Source organism: Lolliginicoccus suaedae, from assembly GCF_008312885.1.
Taxonomy (GTDB): Bacteria; Actinomycetota; Actinomycetes; order Mycobacteriales; family Mycobacteriaceae; genus Lolliginicoccus; species Lolliginicoccus suaedae.
The window spans coordinates 44,834-68,626 of sequence record NZ_VSSO01000004.1 but is presented as its reverse complement, the minus strand read 5'-3'; the positions used below and the strand labels follow the sequence as shown (position 1 = coordinate 68,626).

The window sequence follows — 23,793 nt, the reverse complement described above, 5'->3', positions numbered from 1 at the left end:
TCTAGCACGCCGTCTACCCCTTGCGCTGGCATTCCCCGCATACGCCGAAGATCTCGACGATGTGGGATACGTCCGCGAAGCCGTTGGCCTTCGCTACCGACGCGGTCCACTTCTCGACGACGTCCCCGTGCACCTCCACGGTGTATCCGCATTCACGGCAGACGACGTGATGGTGGTGCGAGCTCGAGCAGCGGCGGTACATCGCCTCGCCGGTGTCAGTGCGAAGGACGTCTACCGCGCCGGTGTCGGCCATCGATTGCAGGGTGCGGTAGACGGTGGTGAGCCCGATCGTCTCGCCGCGCTGGCGCAGCACGTCGTGGAGCTCCTGGGCGGAGCGGAACTCGTCGATGTCATCGAGCAGGGCGGTGATGGTGCTGCGCTGGCGGGTGGAGCGCACGCCGATGGTGGGCGCGGCGCGCTTGCCGGTGCTGGTGGGGTGATTGGTGCTCATCGGGTCTCCTCCGAGTGTGCGATGGCGTCGGCGACGATGTGGGCGAGGTGGTCGTCCACGAGCCGGTAGAGGACCTCGCGGCCGGAGCGCTCGCCCTCCACGACGCCCGCGGACTTGAGGACGCGCAGGTGCTGGCTGATCAGGGGCTGGGTGACGCCGAGTGCATCCTTGAGCTCATGCACGCAGCGCTCGGACTCGCGCAGTTGCAGCACGATGCCGATGCGCACGGGTGCGGCGAGGGCGCGGAGCAGCTCGCCCGCAGCGACGAGGGTGCGCTGCGGTGGGAGCGGCGCCGCGGGGGTGGTGGGCTTGGTGTGCTCGACCTCGCTGCTGTCGTCGAAGATGCCGGTGCCGGTCAGGGTGAGCTCCTCACATTAATGGAAACAATAACCATGATTATATGCATGGACTTGCATGTCAAGGGTGGGGCGGTCCGTGGCAGGCCGGGTGGGTTTAGCGTTCGTCCCGGCGTTGCCTAGACTGACCGGGACTGAGAAGTCCCCCCGGCTGGCCCCGCAGTGCTGGCCGACAGCGCTGAAGAGCTCAGTGACCTCGCGACAAGATGGAGTGCACCCCCAGTGGCAGGCAAGTCCAACCGTATCGATACGGTCGTCAACCTATGCAAGCGCCGCGGCCTCGTATACCCCTGCGGCGAGATCTACGGCGGCACCCGCTCCGCCTGGGACTACGGCCCGCTCGGCGTCGAGCTCAAGGACAACATCAAGAAGCAGTGGTGGCGCAATATCGTCACCAGCCGCGATGACGTCGTCGGCCTCGACTCCTCGGTCATCCTGCCCCGCCAGGTCTGGGAAGCCTCCGGCCACGTCGACGTCTTCACCGATCCGCTCGTCGAGTCCCTCCACACCCACAAGCGCTACCGCGCGGACCACCTCATCGAGGCGTACGAGGCCAAGCACGGCCACCCGCCCGAGAACGGCCTCGCCGACATCAACGATCCCGACACCGGCCAGCCCGGCAAGTGGACCGAGCCGCGTGCCTTCTCCGGCCTGCTCAAGACCTTCCTCGGCCCCGTCGATGACGAGGAGGGCCTGCACTACCTGCGGCCCGAGACCGCCCAGGGCATCTTCGTCAACTTCGCCAACGTCATGACCTCCGCGCGCAAGAAGCCCCCGTTCGGCATCGGGCAGATCGGCAAGAGCTTCCGCAACGAGATCACCCCCGGCAACTTCATCTTCCGCACCCGCGAGTTCGAGCAGATGGAGATGGAGTTCTTCGTCGAGCCCGGAACCGACGAGGAATGGCACCAGTACTGGATCGACTACCGCCTCAAGTGGTACACCGACCTCGGCATCGACCCCGAGAACCTGCGCCTGTTCGAGCACCCGAAGGACAAGCTCTCGCACTACTCGAAACGCACCGTCGACATCGAGTACATGTTCGGCTTCTCCGGCAGCGGCTGGGGCGAGCTCGAGGGCGTGGCCAACCGCACCGACTACGACCTGAGCACCCACGCCAAGCACTCCGGCGTGGACCTGTCGTACTACGACCAGGCCACCGGCACCCGCTACACCCCCTTCGTCATCGAGCCCGCGGCCGGGCTCACCCGCTCGCTCATGGCGTTCCTCGTCGACGCCTACAGCGAGGACGAGGCGCCCAACTCGAAGGGCGGCGTGGATACCCGCGTCGTGCTGCGCCTCGACCGGCGCCTTGCCCCCGTCAAGGCCGCCGTGCTGCCGCTCAGCCGCAACGCTGATCTCACGCCGAAGGCCAAGGACCTCGCCGCCCAGCTGCGCCAGCACTGGAACGTCGAGTTCGACGATGCCGGGGCCATCGGCCGCCGCTACCGCCGCCAGGACGAGATCGGCACCCCGTTCTGCATCACCGTCGACTTCGACACCCTCGACGACCAGGCCGTCACCATCCGCGAGCGCGACACCATGGCGCAGGAGCGCATCGCCCTGGACAAGGTCGAGGGATACCTTGCCCAGCGCCTCATCGGCGCCTGAGCAGCGTCCTCGCCGCTAGCGAGCAGAGTCCCTGCGCGGAGCCCGTTTCCTCGGCCCCGCGCGGGGGCTTCTCGTTTTTCTAGGGTGACGCCTGGGCCGGTGCCCATCCGGTGACGCCCGGGCCGGTGGCCATCCGCGGCCGTCAAACGCACCGGAAACTGTCCGACACGCCGCCACCACACGCCGGTCGGCGGATGGCTTCTATCGCGTTTGGGCCGCAGGGGCACCCGGAAGCCCTAGCCAGCCCACACCCCGGAGCTGCCGCGACGGTGGCTGCCCACGAGATGGGTGTCGATCACCCCGATCGCTTCCATGAGCGCATGCATGGTGGTGGGGCCGACGAACCGGAACCCCCGCCGCTTGAGCTCACGGCTCAGTGCCACGGACTCGGCCGAGGTGGTGGGGATCTCGGCGAGCGTGCGCGGGGCTGGAGTGCGCGCGGGCTGGAACGACCACACCAGGACGGGCAGTCCAGGCTCGAGCTCGAGCGCGCCTGCCTCGGGCGGATCCAGCGCCGGGTCGTCGCGGAGCGCGAGGGTGGCACGGGCGTTGGCAATGGTGGCCTCGATCTTGCGGCGGTTGCGCACGATCCGCGCGTCGCCCATGAGCCGGTCGATCTCGCGGTCACCGAACGCAGCGACGGTTCCGGGCTCGAACCCAGCGAAGGCGTCGCGGAAGGCGGGGCGCTTGCGGAGGATCGTGGCCCAGGACAGCCCGGCCTGGAAGCCCTCGAGGCACAGCCGTTCGAGGACGCCTTGCTCGGTGGTGACGGGCATGCCCCATTCGGTGTCGTAGTACTCGCGCAGCAGGGGATCGCGCGCCGCCCATGGGGGCCTGCCGAGGCCGTCCGCGCCGATGACGAGGTCGCTGGCCGGCGTCATCCGGGTAGTCCTGTCATGCGCAGGGTCATGCTGAGGCGCCCGGCATCGAGGCCGCAGCCTGGAGGCGCGGTGCCGGCGTGGATGCGGGTGACGCCGTGGTAGGCGAGCCGCGCGGGCCCCTCGAAGACGAAGGCATCACCGGAGGCGAGCGGGATGTCCGCGTAGGGGCGTGCGCGGGTGCGGGTGTTGCCGAACCGGAACGTGCAGGTGTCCCCGATGGAGATCGAGACCACGGCGGCGTGGGCGTGCTCGTCCTTGTCCTGGTGCATGCCCATGCGGGCATCGGCCGAGTAGTAGTTCGCGAGGATGACGTCGGGGTGGTAGTCGGGAGCAGGCGTTCCCCGGGCGGCGGCGACGGCGGCCTGCCCGAGGCGCACGGCCCACTCGGGGACGGGCAGCACTCGACGACCGTTGACGTCGCTTGCGTCGCGGCGGTAGCCGGAGGCGGTCCAGTGCCAGCCCAGGCACACCATGCGGGTGGACATCCGGTTGCCGTGGATCAGCGGCGAGGACGCCGGGACGGGTCCGGCGGCCCAGGCTCGGAACTGGTCGGCCAGCCATCGCTGCTGGTGCGGGGCGAGCCATCCGGGCAACCAGGTGGCACCCTCCGCGACCGGGATAGTGCTGCTGTCGAGCAGGTCGGGGATCTCGTCAGCCACGCTCGAGCTCCAGCAGCAACGTCTTGGCGTCGAGCCCGCCGAGGTAGCCGCCGAGCGAGCCGTCGCTGCGCAGCACGCGGTGGCAGGGCACCACGATGGGCAGGGGATTGGTGGCGCACGCGGTGCCGACGGCGCGGATGGCGCGCGCGTTGCCGATGGCTTCGGCGACGTCCTTGTAGGAGCTGGTACGCCCGTAGGAGATGCGGGGGAGGTATTCCTGCACGGTGCGGCGGAATCCCTTGGTGAGCGACCAGTCGAGCGGAAGGGTGAAGCGGGTGCGGTGGCGGGCGAAGTACTCGTCGAGCTCGCGCCGGGCCTGGTCGAGGGCGCGGGGGCTGGTGAGGATGCGCGGGCCGAGAGCGTGGGAGAGCTGCTCGAGGACCTGGTCGTGGTCCTCGCTGTCGAAGGCGATGCGGACGAGCCCGGCGGGGGTGGCGGCGAGCAGCAGCTCGCCCACGGGTGAATCGGTGGTGCAGATGGTCACGTCGAGCAGTTCGTCGCGGGCGGCCTGCTGGCCGAGGCGGTCGCGCAGCGCGGAGAGGTGAGCCGGACTGGTCCCGGCAAGGGGACGCAGCATGTCGGGGGGCTGGTTCATCGGGTGTCCTCGGTGGTGGCGAGCGTGCGGCGGAGGGCGGCGATGCCATCGGAGGCGGCGCGGCGGGCCGCGGCAGCGGTGCCTCCGGTGATGGTGGCGATCTGCGAGTAGGGGAGCCCGGCGAGGTAGCGGTAGGCGATCACCTGCCGCTGCCGGGGCGGCAGAGCGGCGACCTGCTGCCAGATGCCGGTGCCAGCGGGATCTGGCGGATAGGCCTGGCCAGGCTCGGGCACGTCCGGGACCGGAACCGGGCGTCGCTGCCGGGCACGGACCACGTCGATGGCCTTGCGGTGCGCGATGGTCACCAGCCACGCCTCGGTGTTCGCATCGGCTGGCAGCGCGGGGTAGGCGCGCAGCGCGGCGAGGAACGTCTCGGACCAGGCATCGTCGGCATCCGCGCTCGGGCCGAGCAGGGCGCGGCACACTCGGAGAACCATCGGGCCGTGCTGCTCGACGACGGTCTCGAAGGGGGGCGCATCGCGCGATCGGGTGGACATCACCTAGGTAGACGCGCGGGGCGCCCCGGATGTGAGGCCGGGCTGGTCACGACTGTGGCCACCATCGGTCGATGCGGGCGAGGGCGCGATCGGTGCCGAGCTCGGCACGGTCGGGCGCGGCTACCGCGTAGTGCGCGAGGAAGGTGGCCAGCACGTCCGGCGGGATGGGGAAGCGCCGGGTGTCGAGGTCGATGATCGGCACCAGCGCGACGCGGTCGATGCGCCACAGCCGGACGGTGTAGGCGTGCTCCCACTTCTTGCCAGGATCGCCGATCAGCTGGATGCCGCGGTGCCGGTCCTCGAAGACGGGCTGCGCCACGATGAGTGTGCGCCAGGGCATGGTGGCCTCGAAGCTCCAGCCCCGATGGTGCACGCCCTGGGGGGAGAGATCGAGATGCCCGGGAGCCAGGGCGCCGGTGGTCGCTGCTAGCACGTACGAGCCGAAGAACGCCGCGAGCAGAACATAGATGAGGACCCCGAGCAGGCCCTCGTTGCCGGTGCTCAGGTAGTGGTCGATCGCGGAGATGGCGAAGGCGAGGGCGAGCGCGGCAACGATCCCCGTGCGCAGGTGGAACAGCAGCGCGGACTGGCGGATGCGTGTGACCGGGGTGCCATCCCGGTCGGTGGTGGCGAGGATATCGCTGCGCCGGAACCGGGGCCGGATGCTGCGCACGACCAGGTACGTGGCGGTCAAGCCGAGCGCGATCGCGAATAGCAGGCCGATCACCAGTACAACGGGCGTGCCGTCGGCGAGCCCGGCGATGCCGGTGGCAAGCGCTCCGGCGGCGAGGACACCGAGCAGGACGATGCCGAGCCACGTCCGTCCCAGCGGGGCAGTGCGTGGCCATTCCGGCGGCCAGGGCGCGCGTGTGCTGCTATCCACGGGGCTCCTTCGGGTTGGTGCCACCGATACTAGAAGCGGCCACCTGTGCCGCGCCGCCCGGACGTGCGGGGACCACCGAACGAGCGGGTCTGTGCTGCCCGGCCATGCCTGCGCGCGGGGCGGGCTGCCCTGCTGGGCTTGCTGCGGTTCTGCATGCCGTGGGCGAGCGCGCCACCAAGCACCCCGCCGAGGACGGCCCCGGTCGCGGGGTTCCGGGACTGGCGGAAGCTCGCGCCACCGCCCGGGGCGTAGCCGAACGCGCGCTGCTGCTGGCCCTCCCAGGTGCGCACCTCGTTCTGCGCCTCGGCGAGGGCCTGCTGGGCCAGCTGCATCGCGGCCCGCGCGAGGTTCAGCGCCGCGACCGGATCGGTGGCAGACTTCGCCTGGGCCTCGGCGAGGTGCCGCATGGCCTCGGAGAGGCGGGTGCGGGGCTGGGCGCCCACCGCGCCGCGCCGGGTCGAGATGTAGTCCAGCGTCGCGGTGACGTGGGCCTTCGCGGCGGCGAGATCGTTCTCGAGGGTGCGGACGGCATGCTGGCGGCGCCGCTCGTTCTCGCTGGCCTCGTCGAGCACATCGTCGAGGGCATCGTCGGCGAGCACGATGTGCTTCATGCTGCTGAGCGGATCGCTGCGCTGGGCGCGGCGCGCGTGCGCGAGGGCCGCTTCGGCCCGGGCGCGCGCCTCCGCGAGGCGCGGGCCACCGCTGCTGGCGAGGCGCTGGGCCGCAGCGATGTCCTGGTCGAGATCCGCCATGGCGGCGGGCAGCTTATCGATGGCCGCGCGGATGTCGTTCTCGGCGTTCTCCACACCGGCTATCAGGGCGTTGGCCTGGCTGACCGCGGACTCGGCGGCACGCACCTGGGCGACAGCGCCTTCCGCGTCGCCGCGACCGAGCGCCTCGTGGGACCTGCTGCTCGCGCTCTCGGCGAGCTGCACGTGATCGCGGGCCAGGCCAGGGTTGGTGATGATCGTCGCGAGGGCCTCGGGGGCGAACTGCTCCTTGAGGGCAGCGAGGGTCTTCTCCGCCTCGGGGAGACGCACGCTGATGGTGACGATGTCGCGAGCCACGGCGTCGAGGATGTCAGGGGCCTGGACGAGCAGGTCGCGCTTGCTGTCGAATGCCTCCACCTGCTCGTCGAGGGCGGCGTCGGCGCGCGCGCAGAGCGTCACGAGGTCCACGAGCATGGCGTGGCGCTGCAGCATCGGGATGCCCGTGCCGGTGTCGAGCTGCTGGCGCAGCTGGAACGCCCGGGCGAGATCGTTGCGCGCCGCGTCCACGGCGGCGCGGAATCCCATCGAGCCACGGTCGCCGAACTCGTCGGCGGCGCGCGCGAGCTCCTCGGCGCTGGAGCTGATGGCGTTGTCGGTATCGACGAGCATGGTGCGCGAGAGCTTCTCGAGGACCGGTACCGGCTGCTGCGCCACGACCGCGCGATTGGTCAGGTCGAGCCCTGCTAGCCGGGCAGCCTGGTGGTCGGCACCGCTCCTGCGACGTCGCACCAGCAGCACGGCGAGAACCGCGATGCCAGCGATCACGCCGACCACGACGATGAGACCCATCGCCCCGCCGCCCGCAGAAGGTGCTGCTGCCCGCTCGAGCCCGTCGGCCGCGCCGAGCGCCGCGGCGGCCCAGCGGTCCGCGGCGAGGTTCGGCTCGATGTCGTCGCGGGCGATCGACCGCTCCTCGGCGCTGGTCACGCTGGTCAGTGCTGATGCCAGGCCCAGGTAGTAGTCGCGGTCCCCGACCGCCACAGCCAGCACTACGTCCTCGTCGGCGAGCCTGCTCAGCTCCGTGACCGTGTCCGTCCAGGTGCTGCCGTCGATGCCGGAGAAGCTGTCGGTGAAGACCACCCACAACCGGATGCCGCGCGCGTCGGAGAGCACGTTCATCGCCTCCCGAACCGAGGCCGCCTCCTCCGCGGTCAGCACGGAGGCATTGTCGGTGATGCGATCGCGAAGCTCGAAGGGCTGCTCGGCCTGGGCCATCGGGACGCCTGGCGCCAGGAAGAGCACGGGAGCGGTCACGAGCAGCAGCGCGAGCAGCACTGTCCATGCTGCGCGGCGAGGACCTGTGCGAGGAGCAGGGCGCTGGCGATGCATGGGGTTGAATCTAGCCGATCAGCCCCAGCGGTGAACGACGTCACTCTCCGCGGACCGGGCAAGCTGGCACACTGGTGTCCACGGATGCCGCGGCGGTCGCGATGGCATCGTGAGCCAGGCAGGAGGGACGCGACGGTGATCCTACGGTGGATCGGTCGGATCGTGATCGGGGCAATCCTGATCGCGCTGGTCGTCGTGCTCGGCACCGCAGGACGCGTGTGGCAGGTCGCACGGATGTCCGATACCGGGCCTGCCGACGCGATCGTCGTGCTCGGCGCCGCCCAGTACAACGGCGTTCCCACCGATGTGTTCCAGGCCCGCCTCGACCAGGCAGCATCGCTGTACCGCGACGGCGCCGCGCCGCTGATCGTCACCGTTGGCGGGAAGCTCGAGGGCGATGCCTTCACCGAGGCCGCGGCCGGTCGCAACTACCTGATCGAGCAGGACGTGCCCGCTGCCCATGTCCTGGCAGTGGAGGAGGGCAGCGACACCCTCGAGAGCGTCGATGCCGTGGCCCGCGAGCTCACCGAGCGTGGCCTCGGCTCCATCATCATCACCACCGACCCCTGGCACAGCCTGCGGACCCGCATCATGGCCAACGACGCCGGGCTCGACGCGACCACCGCCCCGGTGCGGTCCGGTCCCGCAGTGTGGACCCGCGAGTCCCAGGTCAAGGGAATAGCGCGAGAGACCGCGGCCCTGCTCTACTACCAGGTGACGCACTCTTCGCAGGACCTGCCGTACGCGCCCAGCCTGTAGGAGCGCGAGCTCCCCGAGACCGAGGACGGTGCATCATGACGCAACGCCGCTACGACTATACCGAGCATGATCTCGAGCGCCGGGTCACCGAGGCCCCGAAGGGCTCGGCCCTGCCCGGAGCATCCTCGACCCACCGGGGGCCGTTCAGCCGCGACCGGGCGCGCGTGCTGCATTCCGCCGCGCTGCGCCGCCTCGCCGACAAGACCCAGGTCGTCGGTCCGGGGGAGGGCGATACGCCCCGCACCCGCTTGACCCATTCGATGGAGGTCGCGCAGATCGGCCGCAGCATCGCCGAGGGCCTCGGCGCCGACCCGGACCTGTGCGATCTCGCCGGGCTCGCGCACGATCTCGGGCATCCGCCCTACGGGCACAACGGCGAGCGCGCCCTCGAGGAGGTCGCTGAGGGATACGGCGGCTTCGAGGGCAACGCCCAGAGCCTGCGCATCCTGGCCCGCCTCGAGCCGAAGGTGCTCGACGATCAGGGACGCAGCGTCGGCCTCAACCTGACCCGCGCCTCGCTCGACGCCGCGACGAAGTACCCCTGGACGGCCTCGGCAGCACCGGGCGGGTCCCGCAAGTTCGGTGCCTACGATGACGACGCCGCTACCCTGGCGTGGCTGCGCGAGGGCGCTCCCGGCACCGAGCGTGCCCTCGAGGCGCAGATCATGGACTGGTCCGACGATGTCGCCTACTCGGTGCATGACGTCGAGGACGGCGTGATCGAGGGCAGGCTGGACCTGCGGGCTCTCAGCGACCCCGCCGAGCAGCGCGATCTCGCCGCGGTGGGATGCCGTGAGTTCCGGTTCGCCGACCCCGCCGTGCTCGTGGAGGCCGCCAATCGGCTCGCGGCGCTGCCCGTGGTCGAGGCGGTCGGCAAGTACGACGGCACGCTTGCCTGCTCGGTCGCGATGAAGACCATGACCAGCGAGCTGGTGGGCCGCTTCGCCTCCGCCGCGATCCTCGCCACCCGGGACGAGGCGGGGGACGCGCCGATGGGCCGCTACGCCAGTGGCCTGCGGATCCCGCCCGTGATCGAGGCCGAGGTGATCCTGCTCAAGACGATGGCCCTGCGCTACGTGATGACCAATCCGCAGCACCGGGCGGGGCAGGAGCGCGAGCGCGACCGCATCCACCGCGTCGCCCAGTACCTCCTGCACACGGCTCCGGTGGAGCTCGATGCGCTGTTCGTCCCCTCCTGGGAGAGCGCGACGGACGACGCGGCCCGGATGCGCGTCATCGTCGACCAGATCGCCTCCTACACCGAGTCCAGGCTCGAGCGGGTGGACAAGTCGAGCCGCGGAGCGCAAGCGGCCTGGGGCTAGCAGCGGACGGTCGGCAATCCGCGCGCCGGGCCGTACACTCGTCGCGTGGCTGGCCGTATCCCTGACAGAGACATCGCGGCGATCCGCGAGCGCATCGCGATCGACGAGCTGATCGGCGAGTACGTGTCTCTCCGTCGTGTCGGATCGTCGATGAAGGGACTGTGCCCGTTCCACGACGAGAAGACCCCGTCGTTCCACGTGCGCCCCAGCCACGGGCACTTCCACTGCTTCGGCTGCGGCGAGGGCGGCGACGTCTACTCGTTCCTGCAGAAGATCGAGCACGTCAGCTTCGCCGAGGCCGTCGAGCAGCTCGCCGACCGGGTCGGCTACCACATCAACTACGAGGGCGGCGGAACCTCGGTCCAGCGAGACCGCGGCACCCGCGCCCGCCTCGTCGCCGCCAACGCGGCCGCACAGGAGTTCTACGCGCAGCAGCTCGCGTCCCCGGAGGCCGAGACCGCCCGCCGCTACCTCGCCGAGCGCGACTTCGACCAGGCCGCCGCGGCCCGCTTCGGCTGCGGCTACGCGCCCTCGGGCTGGGACACCCTCACCAAGCACCTGCTGCGCAACGGCTTCGAGTTCAAGGAGCTCGAGGCGGCCGGGCTCTCCCGAGAGGGCAAGCGCGGCCCCATGGACCGCTTCCACCGGCGCCTCGTGTGGCCCATCCGCAACCTCTCCGGCGACGTCATCGGGTTCGGGGCGCGCAAGATCTTCGACGACGACCCCCAGGCCAAGTACCTGAACACTCCCGAGACGATGCTGTACAAGAAGTCCAACGTGCTGTTCGGGCTCGACCTCGCCAAGCGCGACATCGCCCGCCAGCACCAGGCCGTGATCGTCGAGGGCTACACCGATGTCATGGCGCTGCACCTCGCGGGCATCACTACCGCCGTCGCGGCGTGCGGCACCGCGTTCGGCGACGAGCACACCTCGGTGCTGCGGCGCCTGCTGATGGACGACGATTACTTCCGCGGCGAGATGATCTTCACCTTCGACGGCGACGAGGCCGGCCGCAACGCCGCCCTCAAGGCATTCGACGGCGACCAGAAGATCACCGGCCGCACCTTCGTCGCCATCGCCCCCGACGGCATGGACCCCTGCGACCTCCGCAAGGAACGCGGCGATGCCGCCGTCCGCGACCTCATCGCCCGGCGCACCCCGATGTTCGCGTTCGCTGTGCAATCGATCCTCGCCGAGCACGACCTCGACACCCCCGAGGGACGGGTCGAGGCCCTGCGCCGCACCGTGCCCATCGTCGCCCGCATCAAGGACAGTGCCCTGCGCGACGACTACGCCCGCCAGCTCGCCGAATGGGTCGGCTGGGACAAGGTGGCGCAAGTCCGCAAGCGCGTCCGCGAGGAAGCCCAGCACGCCCGCTCCGCCACAGCGACCACCCCCGCCAAGAGTCCTGCGGCATCGCATCCGGAGGAGGCCACCAGCGCTCCCGCCGCCCCGCGCATGCCAGCCCCGCGCGACCCCGCGCTCTGGCCCGAGCGGGAAGCGCTCAAGGCCGCGCTGCAATACCCCGCCATCGCCGGGACGATCTTCGCCGCGCTGCCCGACGAGACCTTCACCCACCCCGCCTACCACACCGTCCACGAAGCGATTCTCAACGCGGGAGGCACCACCGCCGGGATCAGCGGCGCCGACTGGATCACCGCGGTGACCGCCAGCCTCGATGCGCCCTACATCCGCCTCGTCTCCGAGCTCGCCATCGAGAACATGCCCGTTGACGAGGATGCCGTGCCCCGCTACATCGGCGGCGTCCTCGCCCGGCTCCAGGAAGTATGGGTCGGCGGCCAGATCGCCGAGCTCAAGTCCCGGCTGCAACGCATGTCACCCACCGAGGACCCCGACGCCTACCACGGCCTGTTCGGCGACCTCGTGGCGCTCGAGGAATACCGCCGCAGCCTGCTGACCAAGGCCGTCGGCGACGCCGACCCCGCCATCAGCGGCTACTAGGGCCGCGCGGTAGCGGGCTGGCTGGCCCTCGGGCTCGCTCGCGGCCAGCTGCCACCCAACTAGGCCAGCTGCCACCCAACTAGGCCAGCTGCCACGTTTGCGGGAATCAGCCACCCATATATCGGTGGCCGGAGCGTCGGTAGGGTGGCAGCGATGCCGCAAAGGTGGCGGGAACGTGTCCGCTAGCTCGTCGGAAGCGCACCCCGGCCAACACCCCCACGAACCTAGCCGCGCGGGCTCCGCGCGGCGCCATCCCGATCCGTCATCCCATTCCCGGTGGATCCCTGCGGGGCATACACCGAAGTGGTCTCGTCGATCTCCGCGACCCGCTCGAGCTGTGGCGTCGTCGAGAGCGCCTCGGAGAGCTTCTGGCGTCCCACGGCGACGGCCTTCTTCGTCGCCGGGCTCGTCGCGATGGTGCGCGCGACCCGGTTGAGCTGCTCGTACCGCTCGCGCCCCGCTCGAGTGCCCAGCACATAGCCGGCAGCCACGCCTACAACAACACCAATCATCCGCCAAGCCTCCCGAGGCTCCCGTTGCTCGTTCATCCGACCGCCCCCATCTTGCCCTAGCGAGCGGCCATAGTCCGGCCGGGACACAACTTCGCAGCTCATCGGCTCGATCACATACCGGTTGGCGCAACCGCCCCTCGATGCGCTATTGTCGTCAAGGCCTGCAAGCAGGCAATGAACGGTCCTCCGTAGCTCAATTGGCAGAGCATCCGACTGTTAATCGGACGGTTGCTGGTTCGAGTCCAGCCGGAGGAGCACGCCATCAGGCCCCTCATGCACTGAGGGGCCTGATTCGTTGTGTAAGGTAAATCTGCCTTCGAGGGGCGGTAGCTCAGTCGGTTAGAGCCGCGGACTCATAATCCGCTGGTCGCGGGTTCGAGCCCCGCCCGCCCCACTTTCACTCCGCTCTCAAGCCGGATAGATTCGCGTCTCGGTCGCTTTGACCACGAGCTGCACTTCCGTTCCGGGCGCGAGATCGAGTTCTATCGCGGCGGCGGGCGTGATGTCAGCCATCAGTCCGGGCTGGTCGTCGGTGTCGTGGCCGGTGATGCGGATGAGGCTCCCGCGATGCTCCTGGCCTGCGACCGTGACGGTGAACTGGTTGCGGGGGCTGCCGTGGGGCGCTTGCGCGTAGACCGCGACCGCGGCGGGCGAGAATACCGCGACCGCGTTGCCGCCAGCAGGCAGGGGCTCTGCGGCTATCCCATGAACGTGCTGGCCGGACGGTGTCTCAAGGCAGTCTTGTCCAGCTACCTTTCCCTGACAGATGTTGACGCCCGCGATGCGTGCCCCGAAGGTGCTGCGCGGGTGCGAGAGCACGGTGTGGACGGAGCCGTCCTCGACGATGCGACCGTTGTCGATGATGATCGCGCGGTCTGCAAGGCCGAGCGCGTCCAGCGGATCGTGGGTGACGAGGATGGCCGTGCGTCCCGCTTCGCGAAGGACCCTGCGCAGCAGTGCCCGCAGCGCGGGTGCCGCCGCAACATCGAGCGCGGACATGGGCTCGTCGAGCAGCAGCAGCTCGGGCTCGGCGGCGAGCGCGCGGGCCACCGCGATCCGTTGTGCCTGGCCACCCGAGAGCTGCCGGGGCTTGCGCGCGGCCAGGTCGAGGGCATCGACCTCCTCCAGCCATCGGGCGGCGACCCCGCGTGACTCGGCCCGGCTCGCGCCCATGCTGCGCGGCGCGAAGGCGACATTGTCGAGCACCGTCATGTGCGGGAACAACAGGGGCTGCTGCGCGAGCAAGGCGATGCGACGCCGGTGGGGAGGGATGCCGGCGAGGATCCGCCCGCCCAGCTCGATATGGGCGACCGAGGGTTGGTGCAGCCCGGCGATGGTGGTGAGCAGCGTCGATTTGCCAGCACCGTTCGGCCCGAGGATCGCCGTCACGGTCCCCGCCTCGACAGTTAGCTCAGCCTTGATGCCCCGGTCGGGATCGGCGACCCGCGCCTTCAGCCTGCTCATGCGGCCCGCCGGTACACCGAGGCGACGATCACGACCGCCACCGCCACCAGGACCAGAGACAGCGCCACCGCCGCATCGGGATCGGTCTCGCGCTGCAAGTAGATCTCCAGCGGCAAGGTGCGGGTGACGCCCTGCAGGCTGCCGGCGAAGGTGAGCGTGGCGCCGAACTCGCCGAGCGCCCGCGCGAATGCCAGCACTGTGCCGGAGAGCAGGCCGGGCAGGACGATTGGGATGGTGACGCGCCGCAGCACAGTGGTGGGCCGGGCCCCGAGGGTGGCGGCGACGGCCTCATAGCGGGTGCCCGCGGTCCGCAGTGCGCCCTCGAGGCTGAGCACCAGGAACGGCATGGCGACGAAGGCCTGGGCGAGCACGACGGCGGTGGTGCTGAAGGCGATGCGGATGCCCAATGCCTCGAGGTGCTCGCCGAGCAGTCCCTGGCGGCCGAAGGCATAGAGCAGCGCGATGCCTCCCACGACCGGAGGCAGTACTAGCGGCAGCAGGATCAATGCGCGGACCAGGCGTAGCCCGGGGAACGAGCCGCGTGCCAGCATCAGCGCCATGGGCGTGCCAACGATGAGGCACAACAAGGTGCTCGCGGTGGCGGTGCGCAGGCTCAGCCCCAGCGCGGCGAGCGACGATTCGGACGTGATGAGGCTGATGAACCGGGACCAATCGACGACGCTGGTGAGCCCGATGAGGGGGACGAGGAGGAACAGCGCGCCTGCCGTGGCGGGAATGATGATCCAGCGCGGCATCACGGTCGCGGTGTCTCCACGATCACGGTTGTCGCCTTGACGACGGCCACGGCGACGCTGCCCGGTTGAAGGCCGAGCTCGTGGACGGACTCGGTGCTCATCAGCGAGACGATGGTGAACGGCCCGCACTGCATCTCCACCTGCGACATGACGGTGTCGGAGGTGACGCGGGTGACGAGGCCGGTGAGGCGGTTGCGGGCGGAGCTTCCGATGCCGATCGGATCGGTCGGCGCGGCGGCCTGCGAGCGCGCGAACTCGGCGAGGTCCCGCCCGTCGATCACCTTGCGCCCGGATGGGTCCTTGTGGCTCGCCAGGGTTCCGCTATCGATCCAGCGACGCACCGTGTCGTCGCTGACGCCGAGGAGCTCCGCTGCCTGCCGTACTCGCACTGCCACCACACCGTCGATGCTAGCTGAAACGAGCTATTCTGACGCATGCGCGGATAGAAACTGCATGGACGTCCGTTTCTGCGGAAGGGGTTCGGGGTGAGACGAGCGCTACCGGGATTGCTCGTGACCGTGGCTGTGGCTATGAGCGGCTGCGCGGACCAGGCCCGGCCAGAGGCCGGGGACACGATCACCGTCTTCGCGGCGGCATCCCTGCACGCATCCTTCACTGAGATTGCCGAGATTTTCGAGGCCCGGAACCCCGGGGTCGATGTCGAGCTGAGCTTCGCGGGCTCCTCGGATCTCGCCGCCCAGCTGATCGCGGGCGCCCCGGCGGATGTGTTCGCCGCCGCCAGCAAGGCGAACATGCAGAAGGTCGTTGACGCCGGCCTCATCGCTGGTGAGCCGGTTGTCTTCGCCGCGAACGTGCTGACGATCATCACCGCGCCCGGCAATCGGGAAGGAATCAGTTCGCTTGCTGACCTCACGGATCCGTCGCTGCTCGTCGTGACGTGCGCGCCCCAGGTCCCCTGCGGCGCGGCTGCCCAGGCTGCAGCGAGCCAGGCGGGGGTCACCCTCAAGCCGGTCAGTGAGGAATCCTCGGTGTCGGGGGTGCTAGCCAAGGTCACGTCCGGCCAGGCGGACGCGGGACTGGTCTACGTCACCGACGCTCGTGCCGCTGGGGACGAGGTCACCGCGGTGGCATTTCCCGAGGCTGCGGCAGCCGTGAACACCTACCCGGTGGCGCTGCTCGGTCTCGCCAAGGAGAACCAGGCCGCACACGATTTCGTGGACCTGCTCATCGGGGAGGACGGGCAGCGAGTGATGGCCGAGGCCGGGTTCCGCGTGCCCTAGCGGGGAGCCGCGTGGCTCGGCGCGGTCACTCCCAGGATGAGGTGGGTGACGTCCTCGGTGAGATCGGCGATGGTGCCGGGCTCGTGGTGGACGAGGTGATCGACGATCATCTCCATCACCCCGCCGACGAGGCCGCGCACGAGGATGGGGTCGAGGGGCGGCAGTCCGGGATCGAGGCTCTCGCGGAGGTGCTGCAAGGGCAGGCCGAGGACATCGGTGAACTGTGTGATCGCAGCAGCGCGGCGGCGGCGCACCTCATCGCCTGCGCCGAGGACCTCGAGGAAGAACATGCGGGCCCCAGCAGGATAGGTTCCGAGCAGGGTGAGCAATGCACGCACGAGTCCGTGCAGTTGCTCAGGCGTCGTCAGGATCGCGTTGTTGCTTGCCGTCAAGCCAGCGTCGCGGAGGAATGTGTCGAAGGCCCTGTAGGCGGCGACGATCACGGCTTCCTTGGTGTCGAACAGCTCGTAGAACGTCTTGCGGGATACCCCGGCGCGCTTGACGATGTCGAGGACGGTCGTGCCCGCGTAGCCGCGGGAGGCGAACAGCTCGATCGCGGCATTGATGATCCGGGCCGCTTGGCTTTGCTTGACCTGCTCGCGCGTGAGGTTGTGCCGATGGCGGGGGAGGTTCCCACCGAACTCGTCCGGGACGAGGGAGCGCTGCCGGCTCTCGGGCACGTGGCTCCCTTCGGGGTCTCTGCGCGTGCGGGTCGCGGTTGGTCGAACCACAGTGTAGGAACCACAGTGTAGTGCGTGGTGATCGCCGGTCCGGGGGCCTTGTCGCGCACTGTGGCGCGGCAATATCCTGGGAAGCGGATGGCAGGAGGCCGGATGGACGGGTATGCCAGCGGGGTCCTCGACATCGGCGGGGTGCGTACCGCCGTCGAGTGGGCAGCGGCCGAGGGCTGGAACCCGGGGCTGCATGATACGGACGCCTTCGCTGCGGCCGATCCCTCCGGGTTTCGCGGCGCCTGGTGGGACGATGAGCTGGTCGCGACGATCTCCGCGGTGCGGTACGGCTCGGAGCTCGGGTTCATCGGTTTCTACATCGTGAGCCCGCCCTGGCGCGGCCGTGGCATCGGTTACCGGTTGTGGGGCGAGGCGATGGATTCCCTCGCCGACGTGCGCACGGTGGGCCTCGACGCAGTGGTCGAGCAGCAGGAGGCTTACGCGCGCTCCGGCTTCGTCCGGGCGTTCTCGTCGTTCCGCCATGGCGGGGTCCTGGAGGGGCGCCCCTCCGCGCGGGCGCGCTCGGTCACCAGCGCCGCGCACGATTCTCTCGTTGCCCATGATCGGCGGCATTTCCCCGCGGATCGCCGCACCTTTCTCGAGGCGTGGTGGTCGCTGCCGGACGCGCGCACCAGGTTCATCGTGGCCGATGGCGAGGTGGCGGCAGCGGGAACGATCCGAAAGTGCCTCGACGGCTGGAAGATCGGGCCACTGTTCGCGGATTCCCCTGGCCTCGCGGAGGAACTGCTCGACGACCTCGTGGCATGCGCGGGCGGCAGGGCACGGGTGTTCCTGGACGCTCCCGAGCCCAACGGTGCTGCGGGGCGCTTGGCCGCCGAGCGCGGCATGGAAGTGGTGTTCGAGACGGGCCGGATGTATCGCGGCCCCGATCCTGGTTTGCCGCTGGACCGGATCTTCGGGGTCACCTCGTTCGAGCTGGGGTGAGCGCGGCTTGGCTGAAGGGCCCGTCGCTGAATGTCCCGTCGAGTGGAAACTTTTCCCGCTTGGAGCGGGAAAAGTTTCCACTGAAGCGGGGGAGGCCACTGAGCCAGGGGCCCACTGAGCCGGCCCGCTGCCGTCGTGGTCGCACTGCCGCCGCCCCTTGACTTACCAGAAACACGCTGTACTCTCACTTCGCAAGAGTGAGAAACGTTGTGTATCTGGATCGGAGCCTGTCCATGCCTCGCTACCCCGCACTATCGCTCGACGGTGCCACGGTCATCGTCACTGGAGGCGCGCGCGGCATCGGCGCCGCCACTGCCCGCGCCTTCAGCGAGCACGGCGCCACCGTCTGGATCGGTGACCTCGATGCCTCCCTCGCCGAGCAGACCGCCGCCACCCTGGACAACACCCACGCCGCGCACCTCGACGTCACCAGTCCCGAGTCGTGGGCTGCATTCACCGCGACCGTCATCGAGCACAGCGGATCCGTCGACGTGCTCGTCAACAACGCTGGGATCATGCCGCTCGGTCCGTTCCTCGACCAGGCCGATGCGCTTTCCCGCCTGATGATCGACATCAACGTCCACGGTCCGTCGCATGGCACGCGCGCTGTCCTGCCCGGCATGCTCGAGCGCCGTCGCGGCCACATCGTCACCGTCGCCTCCATGGCGGGCAAGCTCCCCATCCCCGGCATGGCCATGTACAACGCCAGCAAGTTCGCCGCCGTCGGACTCTCCAGCGCGCTGCGGGCCGAGAACGCCCGCACTGGCGTCAGCTTCAGCTGCGTCATGCCCAGCGCCGTACGCACCGAGCTGTCCTCCGGCGCCCGGCTCGGCGGAGCGCTGCCCACCGTCGATCCCGAGGACGTCGCCCGAGAGATCGTCCGCACCGTCCGGACCCGCGCCGCCGAGGTCTCTGTGCCCCGCTTCGTCCACCCTGCGGTAGCACTGATGCATGCCCTGGTGCCCGAGCCGATCGAGCGCATCGGGCGCGCGCTCATCAACGACCGGCGCGCCCTCGACCAGCTCGACCATCACGCCCGCCGCCCCTACGAGGACCGCATCGCCAGCCAGCTTGGAGGCCACTCATGAGCACCACGACACGGCGCGCGCTCGTCCTCGGCTGCGGCGGCACCCTCGGTGGAGCCTGGACCATCGCTGCGCTCAAATCGCTCGCCGATCACCTTGATTGGGATCCGCGCACCGCCAGCATCATCCAGGGAACCTCGGCCGGGGCGGAACTGGGCACCATGCTCGCCAGTGGCATCAGCGTCGACGAGCTCGTCGCGATGCAGCAAGGCTCCACCGAGGACAAGCGGCTGCGCGCTCATCTCGCCGACGCGCCCGGCCGGTTTCCTCCGCTGCCGCGCGCACGCCTGGGCTCTCCCGGGCTGCTGCGCCGCGCGCGTGGCCTGTCCGCGCTCTCGGGGCTCGCGCCGGGCGGCAGCGGTGATCCAGCCTGGCTCGAGCGCCTCGCGCTTTCGCTCAACCCCCGCGCGAGCTGGCCAAGCCATCCCGGACTGCGCCTGGTCGCCATGGACTACGACACCGGCGAGCGCGTGGCGTTCGGCGCGCCCGGAAGCCCGCCCGCCTCGGTGAGCGAGGCACTGCAAGCCTCGTGGGCGATCCCCGGCTGGTACCCGCCCGTCGAGATCGACGGTCGGCGCTACATCGATGGAGGGGCCGCGTCCACCGCCTCGGTGGACCTGATCGCGGATGATCCTGGTGCTCAGGGGGTCGACGAAGCCATCGTGATCGCACCGATGGCATCTCTCTCGGGAGCTCGCGCGCCCGGCCTGCTCGGCCACGGCGAGGACCGGCTCCTGCGCCGCGGCATGACCCGCGGACTGCGCGCCGAGATCAAGCACCTGGAGCTGTCGGGAACCCGCGTGATCGTGCTCGATGCCACCACGGCCGATCTCGCGGTGATGGGCGGCAACCTCATGGACCACCGGCGCCGCGAAACCGTGTTCGAGCATGCTCTCGCCACGCTCCCGCAGCGCGTCACCACCCTGGAGGGACTGCGATGACCCACCGCGTGCTCGCCGTCATCATCGGCGCGGGAATGTCCGGCATCGCCATGGGCACCACCCTTCGCGAGGCCGGGATCGACGACTTCGTCATCCTCGAGAAGGGCAGCGATGTCGGGGGAGTGTGGCACTGGAACCGCTACCCCGGGCTCACCTGCGACGTGCCGTCCCACCTGTACCAATACTCGTTCGCCCCCAAACCGGACTGGAAGCGCGTCTTCGCCACCGGGCCCGAGATCCAGCAGTACCACCGTGATGTGGTCGAGCAGTTCGGCCTCGGCCCCCACATCTGCACCGGCACGACCGTCACGGCGGCGGCGTACACCGACGTCGGATGGATCGTCGAGACCGAGAGCGGGGAACGCTACGAGTGCGACTTCCTCATCTCGGCCACCGGCATCCTGCACCACCCCAGCATCCCCGCCATCGACGGGCTCGACACGTTCGCCGGGCCGGTCGTGCACACCGCGCGCTGGGACGACACCGTCACCACGGGCGGAAAGCGGGTCGCGGTCATCGGCACGGGATCGACCGGCGTGCAAGTAGTCTCGGCTCTGCAGCCCGAGGCGCGGCAGGTCACCCAGTTCGCGCGCACCCCGCAATGGGTGCTGTGGGGCCCCACCGGGCTCCGGCAGTCCCGCGTGGTCAGCGCGACGCTCTCCCGTGTGCCCGCCGCCAACCGTCGCCTCTACGCCACCGCGCTGTGGGCGTCGGGCATCCTCGCTGACATCACCACTAGGCCAAGCTGGCGGCGGAGCCTCGTCCAATCCCTCGCGCGCCTGCACCTGCGCACCATCCGCGACCCCGCGCTGCGTGCGCGACTCACTCCCGAGTACGAGCCATTGTGCAAGCGGCAGGTCGTCTCCGGCAGCTACTACAAGGCGGTGCAGCAGCCCAACGTCGAGTACGTCAGCACCGGTATCGAGCGCGTCACCGAGACATCCATCATCACCACCGATGGAATCGAGCGCGAGTTCGACGTCATCATCCTCGCCACCGGGTTCGAGGCCCACCACTACATGCGCCCCATGCAGCTGACCGGACGCGGCGGCATTACCCTCGACGAGGCGTGGGCCAAGGGGCCCCGCGCCTACCGCATGACCGCGATGCCGGGATTCCCGAACTTCTTCACCATGCTCGGGCCCAACTCGCCCATCGGATCGATCTCCCTGCAGTACACCGCGGAGCTGACGTCCCGCTACATCCTGCAGTTCATCCAGCGGTTCCGCGACGGGGAGCTCACCGCCGCCGAGCCGACCGAGGAAGCCACCCGCGAGTTCAACGAGCAGGTGCTGGAGGCCATCGGACCGACCATCTGGAACACCGGTGGCTGCAACTCCTGGTACCAGAACGAGGACGGCAGCATCGACCTGTGGCCGTTCGACCGCGCGACGATGACCGCCATGCTCACCACGCCCGACGACCGGCACTACCGCATCACGCGCGGGTAGACGGGGGTTCGCGGCACAGGTTGGCGGGGGTTGGCGGCGTGAGTGTGCGAAAAACGACAGTTGGTACGCGTATTGATGTCGTTTCTCGCACACTCGCGGGCGGGTCGCACACTCGCGGGCGGCCGACGGGGCGCGGGCGGACCGCGCCGGCCAGTAAGCATCCTCGCCGGGGCCAGCCGATGCCGCTAGCGTGGGGGCCATGCGTTCATGCGCATGAATGCGAATCCGGTGGAAGGAAGTGAACGACCATGCCGCAACAGGTTCGGGGCGTGATCGCCCGAGCGAAGGGCGCCCCCGTGGAGCTCGTGGACATCACCATCCCTGACCCGGGCCCGGGCGAGGTTGTCGTCGACATCGCGGCCTGCGGGGTATGCCACACCGATCTGGCCTACCGGGACGGCGGGATCAATGACGAGTTCCCCTTCCTTCTCGGCCACGAGGCCGCCGGCACTGTCGAGAGCGTCGGCGAGGGAGTGGAATCCGTTGCCCCTGGTGATTTCGTCATCCTGAACTGGCGCGCCGTCTGCGGCCAGTGCCGGGCGTGCAAGCGCGGCCGTCCCCAGTACTGCTTCGACACGTTCAACGCGGAGCAGCGCATGACGCTCGCCGACGGTACCGAGCTCACCCCGGCTCTGGGCATCGGCGCGTTCGCCGACAAGACGCTCGTCCACGCCGGCCAGTGCACCAAGGTCGATCCCGCTGCCGATCCCGCTGTGGTGGGTCTCCTCGGCTGCGGAGTGATGGCGGGCCTCGGCGCGGCCGTCAACACCGGTGGAGTCACGCGCGGGGATACCGTCGCCGTCATCGGCTGCGGCGGCGTGGGGGATGCCGCGATCATGGGCGCCTGGCTCGCCGGGGCACGCACCATCATCGCGGTGGATCGGGACCCAAAGAAGCTCGACTGGGCGCGCGAGCTCGGCGCCACCCACGTAGTCGATGCCAGCTCCGCCGATGTCGTGGAAGCGGTGCAGGGGCTCACCGGAGGGTTCGGCGCGGACGTCGTGATCGACGCCGTGGGGCGGCCCGAGACCTGGAAGCAAGCCTTCTACGCGCGCGACCTCGCCGGGACAGTGGTGCTGGTGGGCGTGCCCACCCCGGATATGCGGCTGGAGATGCCGATGCTCGACTTCTTCTCGCACGGGGGCGCGCTCAAATCCTCGTGGTACGGCGACTGCCTGCCCGAGCGGGATTTCCCCCCGCTCGTCGACCTCTACCAGCAGGGGCGCCTGCCGCTGGAGAAGTTCGTCACCGAGCGCATCAGCCTTGATTCGGTGGAGCAGGCCTTCCACTCCATGCACGAGGGTGCGGTCCTGCGCTCGGTGGTGATCCTGTGAGCGGCACGCTGCGCATCGACCATGTGACCACATCCGGCACCTTCGAGCTCGACGGGGGTGCCTGGGATGTCGACAACAACATCTGGCTCGTCGGCGACGACGATGAAGTCGTCATCATTGATGCGGCACATGCGGCCGCGCCCATCATCGACTCCGTGGATGGACGGCATGTGCGGGCGGTGATCTGCACCCATGGGCACAACGACCATGTGACCGTTGCCCCGGAGCTCTCCCGGCGGCTCGACGCGCCCATCCTGCTGCATCCCGGCGACGATCCGCTGTGGCGGATGACCCACCCCGAGGAGCCGTATCGCGACCTCGAGGACGGTCAACGCATCACCATCGCTGGGACCGACCTCGAGGCCATCCGCACCCCAGGGCACTCGCCCGGCTCGATCTGCCTCTACCTGCCTGAGGCGGGAGTCCTGTTCTCCGGGGACACCTTGTTCTCCGGTGGGCCTGGCGCTACCGGTCGATCGTTCTCCGACTTCCCGACGATCATCCGTTCCATCCGCGAGCGCGTGCTCACCCTGCCCGGCGAGACGCGCGTGCACACCGGGCACGGCGAGGGGACCACCGTCGGGGGAGAAGCACCGCACCTCGAGGAGTGGATCGCGCGCGGTCACTAGCTGGCCGGTCGCTCGCGGGGCTGGCGGCGCGAGTGTGCGCAAAACGACACCCGCACGCGTACATCCTGTCGTTTTTCGCGCACTCGTCAGCTGCGGGCACCCTGCGCGTGGCCGTCCGCAGCCCGCCCACGCGAGTCCCGCCGAGCAGCGACACTGGAGGGGTGGCGGATTTTCTCACCCCTGCTGAGCGCTCGGAGCGCATGGCGCGTATCCGGGGCAAGGACACAGGTCCGGAGCTCGCGCTTCGCCGCGCCTTGTTCGCCGAGGGCCTGAGGTACCGGGTGCGCTATCGCCCGTTCCCGGAGAATCGCCGCATGTCGGTCGATGTCGCGTTCACTCGTCTACGGATCGCGGTGGAGGTGCGGGGCTGCTACTGGCATGGATGCCCGGAGCATTACCGGCAGGCCTCGAGCAACGTGACGTACTGGTCGGGGAAGATCTCGGGGAACGTGGCGCGGGACGAGCGCAAGGAGCGGTTGCTCGAGGCGCATGGCTGGTCGCTGATCGTGGTGTGGGAGCACGAGCGGCTCGGGGATGCGGTGGAGCGCGTGCTCGACGCGGTTCGCGAGGCGCGGGATGCCGACGCGAGCTAGCTCGTGGGCCCGAGTGGAAACTTTTCCCGCTCCAGGC

General features: G+C 69.7%; 25 protein-coding genes and 2 tRNA genes. 14 read left to right on the top strand and 13 right to left on the bottom strand.

Annotation, left to right across the window (positions count from 1 at the left end):
* Positions 1–13 precede the first annotated feature (13 nt).
* Positions 14–451: a Fur family transcriptional regulator gene (locus FXO18_RS12095; protein ID WP_149361392.1), complete on the bottom strand. Its 438-nt coding sequence runs from the start codon at positions 449–451 to the stop codon at positions 14–16.
* Positions 448–795: an ArsR/SmtB family transcription factor gene (locus tag FXO18_RS12090; RefSeq protein ID WP_149361391.1), complete on the bottom strand. Its 348-nt coding sequence runs from the start codon at positions 793–795 to the stop codon at positions 448–450. The genes FXO18_RS12095 and FXO18_RS12090 overlap by 4 nt, the downstream gene beginning before the upstream one ends.
* A gap of 234 nt (positions 796–1,029) precedes the next feature.
* Here FXO18_RS12090 and FXO18_RS12085 point away from each other — a divergent pair, with 234 nt between their 5' ends.
* On the top strand, positions 1,030–2,418 hold the full coding sequence (locus FXO18_RS12085; protein WP_149361390.1) for a glycine--tRNA ligase: 1,389 nt from the start codon (positions 1,030–1,032) through the stop codon (positions 2,416–2,418).
* A gap of 236 nt (positions 2,419–2,654) precedes the next feature.
* Here FXO18_RS12085 and FXO18_RS12080 read toward each other — a convergent pair whose 3' ends face one another.
* The 6 genes from FXO18_RS12080 to FXO18_RS12055 are packed head-to-tail and all read right to left on the bottom strand — an operon-like array spanning position 2,655 to position 8,032.
* Positions 2,655–3,299, bottom strand: coding sequence for a DNA-3-methyladenine glycosylase I (locus FXO18_RS12080; RefSeq protein ID WP_149361389.1), 645 nt, complete (start codon positions 3,297–3,299; stop codon positions 2,655–2,657).
* A complete protein-coding gene (locus tag FXO18_RS12075) occupies positions 3,296–3,958 on the bottom strand; it encodes an alpha-ketoglutarate-dependent dioxygenase AlkB (protein ID WP_149361388.1) in 663 nt (220 codons plus the stop codon). The genes FXO18_RS12080 and FXO18_RS12075 overlap by 4 nt, the downstream gene beginning before the upstream one ends.
* On the bottom strand, positions 3,951–4,553 hold the full coding sequence (locus tag FXO18_RS12070; protein WP_149361387.1) for a methylated-DNA--[protein]-cysteine S-methyltransferase: 603 nt from the start codon (positions 4,551–4,553) through the stop codon (positions 3,951–3,953). The genes FXO18_RS12075 and FXO18_RS12070 overlap by 8 nt, the downstream gene beginning before the upstream one ends.
* Complete coding sequence (locus tag FXO18_RS12065) at positions 4,550–5,050, bottom strand: RNA polymerase sigma factor (RefSeq protein WP_149361386.1); 501 nt, start codon at positions 5,048–5,050, stop codon at positions 4,550–4,552. Before FXO18_RS12065 ends, FXO18_RS12070 begins: the two co-directional genes overlap by 4 nt.
* A gap of 46 nt (positions 5,051–5,096) precedes the next feature.
* Positions 5,097–5,933, bottom strand: coding sequence for a hypothetical protein (locus FXO18_RS12060; protein WP_149361385.1), 837 nt, complete (start codon positions 5,931–5,933; stop codon positions 5,097–5,099).
* Positions 5,934–5,962: 29 nt separating this feature from the next.
* Positions 5,963–8,032: a TPM domain-containing protein gene (locus FXO18_RS12055; RefSeq protein WP_149361384.1), complete on the bottom strand. Its 2,070-nt coding sequence runs from the start codon at positions 8,030–8,032 to the stop codon at positions 5,963–5,965.
* A gap of 84 nt (positions 8,033–8,116) precedes the next feature.
* Between FXO18_RS12055 and FXO18_RS12050 the strand changes: the two genes are divergently transcribed.
* From FXO18_RS12050 to dnaG, 3 genes are read left to right on the top strand one after another with little or no spacing between them, the layout of a single operon-like run.
* Positions 8,117–8,791, top strand: coding sequence for a YdcF family protein (locus FXO18_RS12050; protein ID WP_149361383.1), 675 nt, complete (start codon positions 8,117–8,119; stop codon positions 8,789–8,791).
* A 35-nt stretch (positions 8,792–8,826) separates the two neighbouring features.
* Positions 8,827–10,113 (top strand): deoxyguanosinetriphosphate triphosphohydrolase, encoded by a 1,287-nt coding sequence (locus FXO18_RS12045; RefSeq protein WP_149361382.1) that lies wholly within the window; start codon positions 8,827–8,829, stop codon positions 10,111–10,113.
* 45 nt (positions 10,114–10,158) lie between these two features.
* On the top strand, positions 10,159–12,075 hold the full coding sequence (gene dnaG / locus FXO18_RS12040; protein ID WP_149361381.1) for a DNA primase: 1,917 nt from the start codon (positions 10,159–10,161) through the stop codon (positions 12,073–12,075).
* A 224-nt stretch (positions 12,076–12,299) separates the two neighbouring features.
* Here the strand turns inward: dnaG and FXO18_RS12035 are convergent, their stop codons facing one another.
* Positions 12,300–12,587 (bottom strand): hypothetical protein, encoded by a 288-nt coding sequence (locus FXO18_RS12035; protein ID WP_149361380.1) that lies wholly within the window; start codon positions 12,585–12,587, stop codon positions 12,300–12,302.
* A 182-nt stretch (positions 12,588–12,769) separates the two neighbouring features.
* Between FXO18_RS12035 and FXO18_RS12030 the strand changes: the two genes are divergently transcribed.
* Together FXO18_RS12030 and FXO18_RS12025 are read left to right on the top strand one after the other, a co-directional pair.
* Positions 12,770–12,842 (top strand) — tRNA-Asn (locus FXO18_RS12030).
* A 65-nt stretch (positions 12,843–12,907) separates the two neighbouring features.
* Positions 12,908–12,981 (top strand) — tRNA-Ile (locus FXO18_RS12025).
* A 14-nt stretch (positions 12,982–12,995) separates the two neighbouring features.
* On the opposite strand, the gene FXO18_RS12020 is transcribed toward FXO18_RS12025, so the two are convergent.
* The 3 genes from FXO18_RS12020 to FXO18_RS12010 are packed head-to-tail and all read right to left on the bottom strand — an operon-like array spanning position 12,996 to position 15,204.
* Complete coding sequence (locus tag FXO18_RS12020; RefSeq protein ID WP_149361379.1) at positions 12,996–14,051, bottom strand: sulfate/molybdate ABC transporter ATP-binding protein; 1,056 nt, start codon at positions 14,049–14,051, stop codon at positions 12,996–12,998.
* Entirely contained in the window at positions 14,048–14,806 is a 759-nt protein-coding gene (locus FXO18_RS12015) for an ABC transporter permease (protein ID WP_149361724.1), read from the bottom strand. Before FXO18_RS12015 ends, FXO18_RS12020 begins: the two co-directional genes overlap by 4 nt.
* Positions 14,806–15,204 carry a TOBE domain-containing protein gene (locus FXO18_RS12010; protein WP_149361378.1) on the bottom strand — a complete coding sequence of 133 codons (399 nt, stop codon included), beginning with the start codon at positions 15,202–15,204 and terminating at the stop codon, positions 14,806–14,808. The genes FXO18_RS12015 and FXO18_RS12010 overlap by 1 nt, the downstream gene beginning before the upstream one ends.
* A 132-nt stretch (positions 15,205–15,336) precedes the next feature.
* Here FXO18_RS12010 and modA point away from each other — a divergent pair, with 132 nt between their 5' ends.
* Positions 15,337–16,047: a molybdate ABC transporter substrate-binding protein gene (modA, locus tag FXO18_RS12005; protein ID WP_149361723.1), complete on the top strand. Its 711-nt coding sequence runs from the start codon at positions 15,337–15,339 to the stop codon at positions 16,045–16,047.
* Here the strand turns inward: modA and FXO18_RS12000 are convergent.
* Entirely contained in the window at positions 16,044–16,727 is a 684-nt protein-coding gene (locus FXO18_RS12000) for a TetR/AcrR family transcriptional regulator (RefSeq protein ID WP_187774340.1), read from the bottom strand. The two genes, modA and FXO18_RS12000, sit on opposite strands and share 4 nt — an antisense overlap.
* A 153-nt stretch (positions 16,728–16,880) precedes the next feature.
* Between FXO18_RS12000 and FXO18_RS11995 the strand changes: the two genes are divergently transcribed.
* The 7 genes from FXO18_RS11995 (at position 16,881) to FXO18_RS11965 (ending at position 23,756) form a co-directional block, all read left to right on the top strand.
* Entirely contained in the window at positions 16,881–17,723 is an 843-nt protein-coding gene (locus tag FXO18_RS11995) for a GNAT family N-acetyltransferase (protein WP_149361376.1), read from the top strand.
* 233 nt (positions 17,724–17,956) lie between these two features.
* The gene (locus FXO18_RS11990; protein WP_149361375.1) at positions 17,957–18,811 is read left to right on the top strand and encodes an SDR family oxidoreductase; all 855 of its coding nucleotides are present in this window, start codon (positions 17,957–17,959) and stop codon (positions 18,809–18,811) included.
* Positions 18,808–19,749 carry a patatin-like phospholipase family protein gene (locus FXO18_RS11985; protein WP_149361374.1) on the top strand — a complete coding sequence of 314 codons (942 nt, stop codon included), beginning with the start codon at positions 18,808–18,810 and terminating at the stop codon, positions 19,747–19,749. The genes FXO18_RS11990 and FXO18_RS11985 overlap by 4 nt, the downstream gene beginning before the upstream one ends.
* Positions 19,746–21,200, top strand: a complete 1,455-nt coding sequence (locus FXO18_RS11980) for a flavin-containing monooxygenase (protein WP_149361373.1) — start codon at positions 19,746–19,748, stop codon at positions 21,198–21,200. Before FXO18_RS11985 ends, FXO18_RS11980 begins: the two co-directional genes overlap by 4 nt.
* 248 nt (positions 21,201–21,448) lie before the next feature.
* A complete protein-coding gene (locus FXO18_RS11975) occupies positions 21,449–22,534 on the top strand; it encodes an S-(hydroxymethyl)mycothiol dehydrogenase (protein WP_149361372.1) in 1,086 nt (361 codons plus the stop codon).
* On the top strand, positions 22,531–23,163 hold the full coding sequence (locus FXO18_RS11970) for an MBL fold metallo-hydrolase (RefSeq protein ID WP_149361371.1): 633 nt from the start codon (positions 22,531–22,533) through the stop codon (positions 23,161–23,163). Before FXO18_RS11975 ends, FXO18_RS11970 begins: the two co-directional genes overlap by 4 nt.
* 161 nt (positions 23,164–23,324) lie before the next feature.
* Positions 23,325–23,756 carry a very short patch repair endonuclease gene (locus tag FXO18_RS11965; RefSeq protein ID WP_235900642.1) on the top strand — a complete coding sequence of 144 codons (432 nt, stop codon included), beginning with the start codon at positions 23,325–23,327 and terminating at the stop codon, positions 23,754–23,756.
* The last annotated feature ends 37 nt before the right edge of the window (positions 23,757–23,793 follow it).